Genomic DNA, 13,605 nt, shown 5'->3' with positions numbered 1-13,605 from the left:
ATTATTCCCCAGGCATTTCGGTGGCATAACCGGCAGGATCAACCATGCCAATAACATCGCGATAGTTGATCAAGGCCTGTGCGATGGCCTGAACAAACAGCAATCCAAACCCGATGGGAATGAATGCCTTAAGCAAAAAGCGATACGGCAATCCCCCGGGATCAGGTGATCCTTCGGCCATCATGATTGATTGCCCGACATAGGGGATTGAAAACCAGATAACCGCCGCGCCAAGAACAACCATCAACAGGGCCGAAAACAGATCAATTCCGGCCCGTGTACGGCGACTTAGCCGGTCATAAAGAAAATCGACCCGCACATGACCGCCATGGCGCAGGCCATAGGCCATCCCCAAAAGGGCAATTGGCGATACCAAATGCCATTCCAATTCCTGCATGGCGACGCTGCCGGTATTAAACACGTAGCGCAAAAGCACATTACCGCCGACCACCAGAACAAGGGCAAGACCGCTTAGCGCGGCCCCCCATCCGGCGACATCGACGATGCGGCCCAATATGCGATCCAAAAACGGTTCTGTGCGGGTCGAATTCATATCAGCCCATCCCGTCTTTGGATGAAATGATGCCGTGATAGGGCTTTTCACTGATTGCGGCCCATTCACGATGGGTATCGCGGAAGGCCATAAACGCATCATGAACCTTTTTGGTCCGCGGATCCTTGGCGGCCTCTGCCTCCAGCGTATCCTTGGTGATGGTTTTAAGCTTGTTGACGATATCGTCTGGCAGGGTTTGTGCGATCACGCCATCGTTTTCAACAAGATCACGAAGGGCCTCGGCATTATTGGCTTCGCACCATGAATGGCTGTCAAGATTACACGCCTGTGCAGCATTTTTGACAATCGCCTGAAGATCCGCCGGAAGGCTTTCCCATGCTTTCTGATTGATCAAAAGTTCGGTCACATTGGATGGTTCGTGCCAGCCGGTGGTGTAGTAATATTTGGCAGCTTTCTGAAGACCCAAACGACGATCCTGATACGGACCGACGAATTCAGCCGCATCGATCACACCACGTTCAAGGGCGGGGAAAATCTCGCCACCCGGAAGCAACTTAACCTCGACCCCGATCTGCTGATAGACCTTGCCTGCCAGACCCGGAATACGCATTTTCAGGCCGTTGAAATCATCAAGGCTGTTGATCGGCTCGCGGAACCAACCGGTCATCTGAACGCCGGTATTGCCCATCGGGAACGCAATCAGGCCATAGGGCTGATACAGCTCGTGCCAAAGTTCAAGCCCGCCACCATGATACAGCCATGCGTTTACACCCTGAAAATTCAGGCCAAACGGAACGGTGGTAAAATACTGTGCGGCAAAAATCTTGCCGGCCCAGAAATAGGCATTGGCAGCATTCATTTCGACCGTACCGGCCTGAACCGCATCAAAACCTTCAAGGGCCGGGATCAGTTCACCAGCGGCAAAATGCTGGATGTTCAAACGCCCGCTCGACATTTCGGTCACGCGCTTACAGAAATCCTCGGGACTGCCGGGACCGGTCACATAAAACGGTGATCCCGGGCCATAGGCATTGGTCATTTTCCAGTTATAGGTTTCCTGGGCACGCGCGATATGAGGCGTGGCAAAAACAGCGGCCCCCGCCGCTGCGGTGCCAATGGTGGACTTTTTCAAAAAGTCACGCCGTTTAAGGTTGGTCATCGGTGTCTCCCTTTAGAGATAGCACAATACGAGGAAAGGTAATCTCAACGGATTTCCGTCCGCATTGTGTATACACCGTGCAACTGACGTGCCATTCTTTATTTTTCAATAACTTAACTGATAACACCAACCTTTTAGAGATATTTTACTGATTATTATTTAATCAAATATATTAATTGCACACCATACGTGCATATTAATTAAACATTCAGATGTCAGGCCCGGAGCGAAAATCCCACACGTCGCAGTTGTCCTTGGATTTCACGCCCATTATCATGTATACATCGGATGTATAGGATGCTCAGAACATCATAGAAAAACATTGCCAAAGGGCCGAAACGTCAGATGATCCACCTGCAACAAGCACCGCAGCACCCGCCAGAGCCGGTCGGCATTGCCCAGAAACTCTGTCAGACGCTTGAAGACGATATTGTCACCGGCCTGCTTGTTCCCGGTGCGCGGCTTGAAGAAACCCAGCTTGCAAAACGGTTTGGCGTATCGCGCACCCCGGTCCGCGAAGCATTGCAATTGCTAACCGCAACCGAACTGGCCGAAAAAATCCCCAATCGCGGTGTTTATGTTTCGCTGGCAACGCCGGAACGGTTAACCGAAATGTTTGAAAGCATGGCCGAACTTGAAGCCATGTGCGGACGGCTTGCTGCCAAACGCATGACAAGCGGCGAACGGCACGCGCTTGAAGACTTGCATCACGAATTGGCCCACTCGATGCGCATTGGCGATAATGCGGCCTATGAAAGCCAGAACCGCGAATTTCATAATGCGATTTATGGCGGCACTCATAATGATGTGCTGGTGGAAGTCACCCAATCGGTCCGTCGGCGCGTTGCCCCGTTCCGGCGCGTACAATTTAACAGCCTGCCGCGCCTGGCATCATCACATGAAGAACATCAGGGCATTGTTGACGCCATCCTACGCGGCGATCACAAGGCCGCCGAAGAATTGCTGTATGCCCATATCATGTCGGTTCATGACGTTAGTCAGGAATATCTGGCAACCTTGCGTGACAGCAATCAACGCTTGGCCGCGCTGGCGGGAAAATAGCCTGCCTTGGCTGCACCATTAACCTCCCTGCCAATCGCGATTACGAACGACGAGACAGGATATAATCAATCGATATCCTGCCGCCGCCCTTGACCACCAAAATCATCAGGATAAACGCCCATAACATGCGCTGATCGATCAACTGATCGGGCAATCCGTCAAACAGTTCGCCCGTCACCGCCCCGTGAAAGACAATATCAACAATCGTTTGAACCCCGACAAAGCCGATCATCGCAAGCGCACTTAGCCGGGTAAACAGCCCGGCAACAATCAGAACCGGCAGGACAAATTCGGCAATCGTTCCGGCAATCACAATCAGATGCCAGGGGAAGAACGGAATCGCGGCGGTGTCATAAACATATTGTTCGGCGATCGAGGGCAATATCTGGGCAAAGGCCCCCGCCGACGGAAAGCTGTCGCCTGCCACCTTGGTCAGCGCGCTGTTAAAATAATACGGCAACAGGATCGCCGCGAACCACAAACGCGCCGCAAAACCGATAAACCAGCCATTTGTTTTTACCATCAGACAGCCAAACACCCGGTCATGCAGGCCGGTTATTGTTTCAATCAGGCTGCTACGGCCGGTTTCCGTTTCCGTTTGCATTTCAGTCTTCCCTCAGACCGGCAAAGACCCCGGCCGTAATCAATTTGGCAAAATTGGCGGTAACATCGAATTTCGGATCAATATCGATGGCAGCGGCGTAGGCATCGCCCACCATTGCACCATCCATCAGGGATCGCATGAACAGCACCCCGGCCAGATCAAGATTGACATGCTTCACCGTCATTTGCGGCCGGGTGATCAGAACATTTTCACCAATGTGACGGATCGGGTCTTTTTCGCCGTCATCCTGTTGACGCAACCAGATCGACTGGATCGGAAATGCCGAGCATATCAGGCGACAAGCCGGATGGATCACAAAGGCAAGCGATGCCAGATCATCCTGACGGGTGGTCAAGGTTTCCGTTGCGATTGTGTTGGCATCGGCTTCATGCAGGACTTCCAACCGGGCGCGTTCCAACCGGGCCATATCAGCCAAATAGGGTAACGACGATGCCGCAGGGAAGACTTCGATAAAATCGGCAAAACTCGCGCCATATAAAGCCAATGACCCGGCACGCTTATGCTCAGTTCGAAAAAATTCGCGCGCCATGCCATCAAAGAAATCCGTGCCCACCAGTTTGCACACCACCGGATAGGCCGCAGATAGCGCATCGCCAAGCCCGCGATGAACATTGTTGCGATAAATCGCAAACCGCCCGGTCATCGCCGGGTCGATGCCGGTCGGGGCCTCTGCGTCATCCGAGGCCATCAATGCATTGCTAAAATCATCATAAAATGCCCCTGCCCGGTTCATGATGCGACCTTGGCACGCGGTGTTTCCGCCGCCGTATTCCCAGACCCAACATCCCCTGACACAGCATTTTCCGCGCGTGCCAAATGATGATCCGCCAATGCGGCCTCGGCATGTAAACTCGGCCAATCGGGCACATCATTATCCCATTCAATCAGGGTCGGCCGCACACCAATTCGCCCGATCAACCGATCAAACAAATCCCATACCGGATCGGAAACCGGGCATGAATGGGTATCGATCAGGACATTATCGGTTGGATCTGCATCGGCTTCGTGCCCGGCCAAATGGATTTCACCGACCAAATCAGCCGATATGGCATCAACGTATTCATTGGCGTCAAAGCCAAGATTATGGCCAGAAATGTAAATATTGTTTACATCGATCAAGAGCCCACAGCCTGATCGCCTTGCCGCATCCGTGATAAAGTCGATTTCCGGGATCGAATTGACTGGAAGCGCCAGATATGACGTCGGATTTTCAATCAGGATTTTACGACCAATCGCGTTTTGAACCTGATCAATGGCATCAACCAATTGATCAAGGGCGATTTGGGTCATCGGGATTGGCAGCAAATCGGCAAGATAAAGCCCGTCATGGGCTGACCATGCAATATGTTCGGAAACCATGGCGGGATCGAACATATCCACCAGACGCTTAAGATCGGCCAGATGATTAACATCCAACCGTTCTCCGCCGCCCAGCGACAGTCCGACCCCGTGCATGGAAAGCGGATGATCGGCCCGCAGGGCTTTAAGCATCGCCAAGCGCGGCCCGCCTGCGACCATGTAATTTTCCGGATGAATTTCAAACCAACCAACTTGTCCGGGCTTGCCGATCACATCATGGGCATGCTCGCCCTTAAAGCCGACACCGGCCCGATTGGGTAATTGATTTGGCAATCTGTTTGCCTGTGTGGTTTCAAACATCATCCGCGATCCTTATCCGTAATCCTTCGGGTAAAACCGCCGACCGGCCATTTCCGGTCGGCATGTTGGTTTAAACCGGGGCTTTAAGCGCTTCAGGATTTCGGGATATCGCGATCAAGCCTTTCAAGGCTACCCGTGACATCGCGGCCATCGGCTGTGGTAAAGCTCATATCTTCGCAGCTTCCTGCCGGGACAAGTTTCCAGGCATTGCCCTGATAATCGACTTTCGATGTTCCGGCACAAGTTGTCCCCGGACCGGCGGCACAATCGTTTTGACCGGCCAGTGAAACACCAAAGCATTTTTCCTTGGCACCCTGTGCCTGCGCAGAATTAACCGCGGCAAGTGAAATAGCGGCGGTCAGTGCAGCGCCCAATACAAGTGCATTTTTCATGATGTCATCCTTTGCGTGAAACCTGATCGCCTGTAATAGCGATACCTATCAAGTAACAACCCAAGGGATGCAGGTCATTGCACCTTTTGCACACGGGTTATCAAGTCCCTGTGACATAACAGATATCCCAGCCTCACAATTTTGTGAGCCATATAACAACGCGTTTTGCAATACCGCACCCCCAACAGGGCCCTGAATCCTGCCCAAGGCACCAACACACAACGGTTTAAAAGCGAAAATCCATATCGACACCCTTGGTTAAGGGCTGAAAACACAAAGTATTTCCCCCTAAACACTTTGAAGAATCCGATCGCCCCGATATTGCGGAACAAACATGCTTGCCACTCTTTCGGTCGCAAAAACACGTTTGCATTCTTCGGCAAATTCACGTGCCGCAGGCGAGATATAATCCCGTATTCGAAAGCCAAAACCAATTGACGGTGCAGGAAGGTCTTCTTCAAGCGGAACACAGACCACTTCATTGCCCGTATAGGTCTGATCAATTGCCGGACGCAGATTAAGGATCGAAAACCCCATACCCGCCGCAACCAGACTGCGGACTGTTTCATATGTTCCGGTTCGAAACGCAATATTCGGTGTTTTGCGAACATAGGAAAAAAGAAGATCGAAATATGTTCGGGATTCCGGCAAATCAAGCAGGATCATTGGCGGGCCAACCAATTCCGTGATCGATACGCTTTTTCGGTTTGCCAACGGATCGGACGTGCTGAAAATCGCATGCGGCCGGACTTCGCCAAGTTTTGTAAACGATATTCCTTCGGGCAAGCCAAGATCGTAACCAAGGGTGATTTCGGCGGCACCACTTGCCAGAAAGCCATTGACCTCTCTGAGGTCGCCTTCAAGTATCCGAATGATAAGGCCGGGAAACCGGCTTTTCATTGCCCGAACAATCAAGGGCAGAATATGGGGGGTAATTGGCGCGAAACAGCCAACTACAAGTTCCCCGACGAGGCTTTCATCATGACCGGAAAGTTGCGCATCAAAAGTTTTGGCTTCCAGCAAAAGATGGTTGATCTTCTCGATCAAAACCTTGCCGGGCGGGGTCAACATCAGCCCTTTGCTGGGCTGCCTTACAAAGATCTGGATTTCAAAGCGTTGTTCGAACCCATCAATAGCCGCCCCGATAGACGAAGCAGAAATACGAAGTTTTTGCGCCGCAGAGGCGATAGAGCGATGATCAGCTGCGGCTTGAACGTATGTAAGCTGTTTCAGCGTGAAGTTCATCGGTTTTCCCTGATGTTATGTTTTATTTCCTCCTGATATCGAACTTTTACCGTCGTCGGGTGTCATGCTTCAAAACACTGCGGCGACCTGTCTTTTGAACAATTTTGTCGCAACGCTGCGTAGCAGCTACCAACGGGCAATCACCGATTGATCGGCTTTTCCGATGATATACAATCTATTAATGAATTATTCAGAGCAAACTTTTTTTGCAAACATCGGTCATCCCTTCAAGGAGTTGACGGTCTATGCAACAAAAAAATGCTCCGCAAAAAACCGACCTGCGACAGTTAACGCAACAGTTTAACGCGGGCGAAACATCGCCGGTCGAAACATGCGCGGCGGTCTTTGATCGCATCGAACAGCGCAACCCGGCGATAAATGCCTTTTCCCATTTATGCATTGAAGATGCGATGTCGTCTGCTCGCGCGTCAGAAGCGCGCTGGAAAACCGGAAAACCTCTTTCTCCGATTGATGGCGTTCCCTGCACCGTCAAGGACATCGTCCTGTCAAAAGACTGGCCAACCACATTTGGCAGTGCCGTTTTAGGACAAGATAGCCCGGCCAAAGATGACTCACCGATTGTCGCCCGACTTAAAGAAGCCGGTGCCGTGATTGTTGGACTGACCACCACACCGGAACTGGGGTGGAAGGCTGTGACGGATTCCAAAAAATTTGGCATTACCCGCAACCCTTGGGATACGACCAAAACCCCGGGCGGCAGTAGCGGTGGGGCCGCGGCCGCCGCCGCCGCCGATCTTGGCGTTCTTCATGTCGGCACAGATGGCGGGGGATCGATCCGCATTCCGGCAAGTTTTTGTGGCATTGTTGGGCATAAGCCAAGTTTTGGCCGTGTTCCGGCCTATCCGATCAGCCCATTTGGAACCGTTGCCCATGTGGGGCCGATGGCGCGCACGGTCTATGACACCGCCGCCATGCTGAGCATTATCAGTAGCCCCGATAACCGGGACTGGCACGCCTTAAAGCCCGATGGCATTCGGTATGAAGACCATTTGGCAACAAGCCTTAAAGGCAAAAAATTTGGCTATAGCCTCGACCTTGGCCACATCAAGGTCGATCCGCAGATCGCAGATGCCTTTCTAAATGCGATCAAGGTATTCGAAGCATTGGGTGCCGACGTTACCGAGGTCGCCTCGCCCGTCGATCCCTGTCAGTCGATATTCCATGATCACTGGTTTGCCGGTGCGGGATATCGGATCAGACACCTAAGCGATAGCCAAAAAGCACAGCTGGACCCAGGGCTTGTCGAAATTGCGACCCAAGGTCAGCAGATCAGCCTGCATCAATATATCGAAGCTGGTCAGCTTCGCGCAGAGATGGGCGCAAAGATGATCGCGTTTCATGAAAACTATGATTATCTGCTGACACCAACCACCCCCATTCCGGCCTTTGATGCAGGGCTGGAATTTCCGGCACAGTCAAGTGACACACGCTGGACCGATTGGGCCGGATTTAACTATCCCTTCAATCTGACGCAACAGCCGGCCTGTTCAGTCCCCTGCGGATTGACCGATCAAGGTCTGCCTGTCGGGTTACAGATTGTTGGCCCCAAATATGCCGATCTTGCCGTTTTGCAGGCGGCTTATGCATTTGAACAGGCACATGACGGAGACTTTTCAGTCGCGCCATAAAGAAACTGTGGGGAAACGCACCAAAAAAATAAACGGACAACCAATCAGGGAATAAGGAGCTTCACAATGATAAGACGTAAATGTCTTGGACTGGCGGCCACTTTCGCCTTCGGCCTTTTTGGCTGGATTGGCGCTGCTGCGGCGCAAACACCGGAATCCGGGGGAACGCTGATTATGGTGGTTCAACCTGAACCGCCGACCCTTGCATCATATCTTTCGACATCCGGGCCGATTGGACAGGTAACAACCAAAATCTATGACGGTCTTCTCGAATATGATTTCGATTTGAAACCGATCCCCGGCCTCGCGGAAACATGGGATATCAGCGACGACGGCAAGACCATCACTTTCCATCTGCAAAAAGGTGTGAAATTCCACGATGGTTCTGACTTCACCAGCGCAGATGTCCAATACACGTTTATGGATGTTCTGAAAAAAGTACATCCGCGCGCCTCAAGCAGCTTTAAGGAACTGACCGCGGTTGAAACGCCCGATCCCTATACGGCTGTTTTCAAACTGGCCAACCCGGCCCCGTATATGATCCGCGCCTTTAGCGGTTATGAGTCCCCCATTGTCTCCAAGCCTTTGTTCGAGGGAACAGACGCACGTCAGAACCCGACAGCAAACGCGCCGATTGGCACCGGTCCGTTCAAATTCGTTGAATGGAAAAAAGGCCAGTATGTCCGTTTGGACAAGAACGAAAACTACTGGAAAAAGGGGCTTCCCTATCTTGACAGGATCGTGGCCCGTTTCATCCCCGATGCTGCAACCCGTGCCGCCGCACTGGAAAATCAGGAAGTTCAGTTTGCCGCGTTTAACGCCGTGCCAAATGTCGATGCGAAACGTCTTAACGCAATCAATGGCATAACGGTCACGACCGAAGGCTATAGCATGATCAACCCGATGATGCTTTTGGAAATGAACACCAAAAGCGCACCGATTGATAATGTCAAAGTCCGTCAGGCGATCTCTTACGCAATCGATCGCCAGTTCATCATCGACAATATCTTTTATGGCTATGGCAAGCCTGCCACCGGCTCCATCAGTTCCAACTTTGCCTCTGTCTGGCTTTATTCCGACGAAGTCCGCGACTATGCCGTTGCAGACCGCATTGAAAAAGCCAATGCCCTTCTTGACGAAGCCGGTTTCCCGCGCGGGGAAGATGGTGTGCGCTTTGAAATCGTGCATGACATCATTGCCTATGGCGAAGATTGGCAGCGACTGGGTGAATACATCAAACAGACCTTGGGCGATATCGGCATTGCCGTCACCCTGCGCTACGAAGATGTTCCGACCTGGCTCAAACGTGTCTTCACCGACTATGATTTTCAGGTCAATTCGAACTTTTTCTATCAATTGGCCGATCCCGTACTTGGCATGCATCGCCAATACCTGTCCGAACAGATCAAACAGGGAACGGTTTTTGTTAACTCAAGCCGCTATTCCAACCCGGAAGTTGACGACCTGATGCACAAAGGTGCCCAGGAAATCAATCCCATGACACGTTCGGACATCTACACCAAGATTCAGCAGATTCTTGCCGAAGATCTTCCTGTTATCCCATTGGTAGAAATGGAATTTACCACCGTTTATCTCGACAAAGTCAAAGACACGATTGTAAGCCCGCTTGGCGCCTACAGCAGCTTTGACCGCGCCTGGATTGAACAGTGAAAAAGACCCGGGGGCCCCTTAACCGGGGCCTCCATCTTCGACCAGGATCAGGAACATCATGAATCGATTAAATTATCTTTTGCGGCGATTGTTGCAAGCGATCCCGGTGCTGATCGCGATTGTCGTCCTTAACTTTTTGTTGCTGCAATTGGCGGACGGCGATGCCGTTGACGTCATGGCCGGCGAAGCCGGTTCCGCCACCCCGGAATACCTTGCCCAACTGCGTGAAAGCTTTGGCCTTGACCAACCTTGGTACACGCAACTGGGCCATTACATGGTCAATATGGCACAACTTGACCTTGGTTATTCATTTCGTCAGGACGCACCGGTTCTTGACCTGATCCTGACGCGCTTGGTCCCGACACTTCTTCTGATGGTATCGACCTTGGTTCTGTCTGCGACATTTGGCTGCTTGTTGGGGCTTTTTGCCGCCGTCGGGTTAAACACATGGCGCGACAATCTGATTTCGATATTTGCGCTGGTGTCATATGCCACCCCGCTTTTCTGGATCGCGTTGATGTTCATTGTGGTTTTTTCAATCCACCTGCATTGGCTGCCGACCAGCGGCATGGAAACCATTGGTGCCTTTTATGAAGGCTGGGACCGGGTTGTCGATATCGCATGGCATATGATTTTGCCGGTTACCACGCTATCGCTGTTTTATCTGGCCGCCTATACGCGCTTGATGCGCGCCTCCATGCTCGAACAACGGGGGATGGATTATGTCATGACCGCACAGGCCAAAGGCCTTCCCGAGCGGGTTGTGACATTCCGCCATATTCTGCGCAATGCACTGCTGCCTGTCATCACGCTGGCCGGTGTGCAAACTGGCAGCATGTTAGGCGGATCGGTTCTTGTTGAATCTGTTTTTGGCTGGCCGGGGCTTGGCATGCTGGCTTATGACGCGCTGTTTTCGCGCGACCTCAATCTTCTTTTGGGGATCTTTTTCACCTGTGCGTGCCTTGTCGTCATCATGAATCTTTGTGTTGATCTCCTTTATACGTTTCTCGATCCGAGGATTGATCTGCAATGAAAAATTTCTGGCAACAATATTCCAGGAACAAGTCGGCTGTTTTTGGGCTGACAATCCTGCTTGCACTCATTCTTCTGGCACTTCTGGCAAATGTCCTGTTTCCCGCCGATCCATTCAAACTGCTCGGCAAACCGATGGAACCGCCCTCAACCGAGTTTCTTTTAGGGACTGACAGCCTTGGCCGCAGTGTTGCATCGGGAATTGCCCATGGTGCAAGAACATCCTTGTTGATCGGGCTGGTCGCAACATCTGTTGCCGTCTTGCTCGGCACGGTTATCGGCGGGCTTGCCGGATTTCACGGTGGCAAGGTTGATAACCTTTTGATGCGGCTGACAGAGCTTTTTCAAACCATCCCATCGTTTATCTTTGCGGTTCTGCTTGTCGCCATTCTGTCGCCGTCATTGAAATCTGTCGTCATCGCCATCGCTGTCGTGTCCTGGCCAACTGTCGCCAGACTTGTTCGCGCCGAATTTTTATCCCTGCGCAAACGTGAATTTGTTCAGGCGGCCATTACGATGGGCATGCCAAGCTGGAAAATCATTTTGCAGCAAATCCTGCCAAATGCGCTGTCGCCGATCATCGTCTCGGCGTCCCTGATGATTGCCACGGCCATTTTGCTGGAATCTGGCCTGTCGTTTCTGGGGCTTGGTGATCCCAATATCATGAGCTGGGGCTTTTTGATTGGTTCCGGGCGTTCCATCCTTAGAACCGCCTGGTGGGTTTGCACCTTTCCGGGCATTGCAATCTTGTTAACCGTTATGGCCATCAATCTTGTCGGCGAAGGCCTTAATGATGTGCTCAACCCTCGCCTGCGGGAGAAAGACGAATGAGCACAGAAAACACACAGACCACACACCCCGTTTTACAGATAAGCAACCTGTCGATTTCATTGCCGCAAGGGGCCGATCGCCCCTATGCCGCACAGAACATCGACATGCAGATCAAACCCGGTGAAATTTTATGTGTCGTCGGGGAATCCGGCTCTGGCAAGTCCATGCTGACGCGCGCTATTCTTGGTCTGTTACCCGTCCCGCGTGTTCAGGTACAATCAGGCAAAATTGAACTTGATGGCACGGATCTACTGTCTTGCACACCAGCCGAAATGCGCGAAATTCGTGGCGACCGGATCGGCATGATCTTTCAGGAACCAATGACGGCCTTAAACCCGTTGTTGACGGTCGGGCGCCAAATAGACGAGGTCCTTGAAAACCATCGCAACATGAATGCCCGGGAACGGCGTGAAAAAGTTGTCGAGGCCCTTGATGAAGTTCAAATGCCTCATCCATCAGATGTTTATGATGCCTATCCGCATCAGCTTTCCGGTGGACAACGCCAGCGCGCCATGATCGCCATGGCGCTTATTCTTTCGCCGGGATTGCTGATTGCCGATGAACCGACCACAGCACTGGACGTCACAACACAGGCGCAAATTCTGTCGCTGATCAATACACTTCGCAAAGATCACGGAACAGCGGTGATGTTTATCACCCATGATTTTGGGGTTGTTGCGGAAATTGCGGATCATGTTGTGGTGATGGAAAAAGGGCTGGTTGTCGAAACCGGCACGGCAAAAGAAGTCCTTGAATCCCCCAAACACAGCTATACTCAAGCTCTGATTGCCGCCGTTCCGGGCCTTAAAACCCATACGCGACCCTTGAAAAAATCCACAAATGACGGCCTTGCCATTCAAGGTTTGAACAAGACATTTGTCAGTTCCGGCGGATTATTGGGAAAGCCGACACGCACGGTCGAAGCCGTCAAAAATATTGACCTAAATGTCCAGCGCGGCGAAATCCTTGGCATTGTCGGGGAGTCCGGCTCAGGAAAATCCACACTGGCGCGGCTGATCATCCGCCTGATCGAACCTGATAGTGGTGAAGTCCTCCTTGAAGGCGAGAACTTCCTTAAAATGAACCCGATACGGCTGCGCAATGAGCGCCATCGCATTCAGATGATTTTTCAGGATCCTTATTCAACGCTTAATCCGCGTCACAAGGTCGGGCGTATCATCGCCGAAGGCCCCAAATTACGCGGATGTTCATCGACAGAAGCCACAGAACGGACAAATCGCCTGTTATCTCTTGTCGGACTTGGCAAAGAGGCCGCCAATCGTTTCCCGCATGAATTTTCCGGTGGCCAGCGTCAGCGGATCGGTATTGCGCGCGCTTTGGCGATTGAACCTGATTTTCTGCTTGCCGATGAACCGGTCTCCGCCCTTGATGTGTCGGTTCAAAAACAGGTCTTGGAACTTCTTTTGGATATCCGCGATAAATTCAATCTCGCGGTTGTTTTCATCACCCATGATCTGTGCGTTGCCGCCCAGATATGTGACCGCGTCGCGGTGATGAAATCAGGTGAAATTGTGGAACATGGCGCGGCATCAGATGTTCTGAACACGCCGCAACATCCCTATACCAAAACGCTTTTAAGCTCACTTCCCGGTCAGGAATGGCTTAAAACGCGGTAAAGGATTTCGATAAAAAGACCACAACAACAAAACCCCTGACCAATAAAGGTCAGGGGTTTTATGTGTTCGATAAATAGGGAATAAGAATGCTGTGTTTGGAAGGCCCGGCGGTGACCTACTCTCCCGTGC

The 13,605-nt window shown here is 51.9% G+C and carries 13 protein-coding genes; 6 read left to right on the top strand and 7 right to left on the bottom strand.

What is annotated here, in order from left to right:
- Nucleotide 1: 1 nt before the first annotated feature.
- A complete protein-coding gene (locus TALK_RS20585) occupies nucleotides 2-553 on the bottom strand; it encodes a TRAP transporter small permease subunit (protein ID WP_085621049.1) in 552 nt (183 codons plus the stop codon).
- Between the two features lies 1 nt (nucleotide 554).
- Nucleotides 555-1,673, bottom strand: coding sequence for a TRAP transporter substrate-binding protein (locus TALK_RS20580; protein WP_085621048.1), 1,119 nt, complete (start codon nucleotides 1,671-1,673; stop codon nucleotides 555-557).
- Between the two features lie 345 nt (nucleotides 1,674-2,018).
- Between TALK_RS20580 and TALK_RS20575 the strand changes: the two genes are divergently transcribed.
- Entirely contained in the window at nucleotides 2,019-2,735 is a 717-nt protein-coding gene (locus tag TALK_RS20575) for a GntR family transcriptional regulator (protein ID WP_085621047.1), read from the top strand.
- Between the two features lie 40 nt (nucleotides 2,736-2,775).
- Here the strand turns inward: TALK_RS20575 and TALK_RS20570 are convergent, their stop codons facing one another.
- The 5 genes from TALK_RS20570 to TALK_RS20550 all read right to left on the bottom strand — a co-directional run bounded on the left by TALK_RS20570 (nucleotide 2,776) and on the right by TALK_RS20550 (nucleotide 6,656).
- The gene (locus tag TALK_RS20570; protein ID WP_085621046.1) at nucleotides 2,776-3,339 is read right to left on the bottom strand and encodes a DoxX family protein; all 564 of its coding nucleotides are present in this window, start codon (nucleotides 3,337-3,339) and stop codon (nucleotides 2,776-2,778) included.
- Between the two features lies 1 nt (nucleotide 3,340).
- Nucleotides 3,341-4,093: an HvfC/BufC N-terminal domain-containing protein gene (locus tag TALK_RS20565; protein WP_085621045.1), complete on the bottom strand. Its 753-nt coding sequence runs from the start codon at nucleotides 4,091-4,093 to the stop codon at nucleotides 3,341-3,343.
- Nucleotides 4,090-5,022, bottom strand: coding sequence for an MNIO family bufferin maturase (bufB, locus tag TALK_RS20560; protein WP_245830062.1), 933 nt, complete (start codon nucleotides 5,020-5,022; stop codon nucleotides 4,090-4,092). The genes TALK_RS20565 and bufB overlap by 4 nt, the downstream gene beginning before the upstream one ends.
- Before the next feature lie 89 nt (nucleotides 5,023-5,111).
- The gene (locus tag TALK_RS20555) at nucleotides 5,112-5,411 is read right to left on the bottom strand and encodes a BufA1 family periplasmic bufferin-type metallophore (protein WP_085621044.1); all 300 of its coding nucleotides are present in this window, start codon (nucleotides 5,409-5,411) and stop codon (nucleotides 5,112-5,114) included.
- 288 nt (nucleotides 5,412-5,699) lie between these two features.
- The gene (locus tag TALK_RS20550; RefSeq protein ID WP_085621043.1) at nucleotides 5,700-6,656 is read right to left on the bottom strand and encodes a LysR family transcriptional regulator; all 957 of its coding nucleotides are present in this window, start codon (nucleotides 6,654-6,656) and stop codon (nucleotides 5,700-5,702) included.
- A gap of 245 nt (nucleotides 6,657-6,901) precedes the next feature.
- Here TALK_RS20550 and TALK_RS20545 point away from each other — a divergent pair, with 245 nt between their 5' ends.
- The 5 genes from TALK_RS20545 (at nucleotide 6,902) to TALK_RS20525 (ending at nucleotide 13,476) form a co-directional block, all read left to right on the top strand.
- On the top strand, nucleotides 6,902-8,305 hold the full coding sequence (locus tag TALK_RS20545; RefSeq protein WP_085621042.1) for an amidase: 1,404 nt from the start codon (nucleotides 6,902-6,904) through the stop codon (nucleotides 8,303-8,305).
- A gap of 66 nt (nucleotides 8,306-8,371) precedes the next feature.
- The gene (locus TALK_RS20540; protein WP_085621041.1) at nucleotides 8,372-9,976 is read left to right on the top strand and encodes an ABC transporter substrate-binding protein; all 1,605 of its coding nucleotides are present in this window, start codon (nucleotides 8,372-8,374) and stop codon (nucleotides 9,974-9,976) included.
- Between the two features lie 58 nt (nucleotides 9,977-10,034).
- Nucleotides 10,035-11,009, top strand: a complete 975-nt coding sequence (locus TALK_RS20535) for an ABC transporter permease (RefSeq protein ID WP_085621040.1) — start codon at nucleotides 10,035-10,037, stop codon at nucleotides 11,007-11,009.
- The gene (locus TALK_RS20530) at nucleotides 11,006-11,839 is read left to right on the top strand and encodes an ABC transporter permease (protein ID WP_085621039.1); all 834 of its coding nucleotides are present in this window, start codon (nucleotides 11,006-11,008) and stop codon (nucleotides 11,837-11,839) included. The genes TALK_RS20535 and TALK_RS20530 overlap by 4 nt, the downstream gene beginning before the upstream one ends.
- Complete coding sequence (locus tag TALK_RS20525) at nucleotides 11,836-13,476, top strand: ABC transporter ATP-binding protein (RefSeq protein WP_085621038.1); 1,641 nt, start codon at nucleotides 11,836-11,838, stop codon at nucleotides 13,474-13,476. Before TALK_RS20530 ends, TALK_RS20525 begins: the two co-directional genes overlap by 4 nt.
- The last annotated feature ends 129 nt before the right edge of the window (nucleotides 13,477-13,605 follow it).

The sequence above is a fragment of the Thalassospira alkalitolerans genome, from assembly GCF_002115745.1.
Classification (GTDB): Bacteria; Pseudomonadota; Alphaproteobacteria; order Rhodospirillales; family Thalassospiraceae; genus Thalassospira; species Thalassospira alkalitolerans.
Note: the sequence above shows the minus strand (reverse complement) of the source record. Positions and strands in the feature narration are given on the sequence as shown.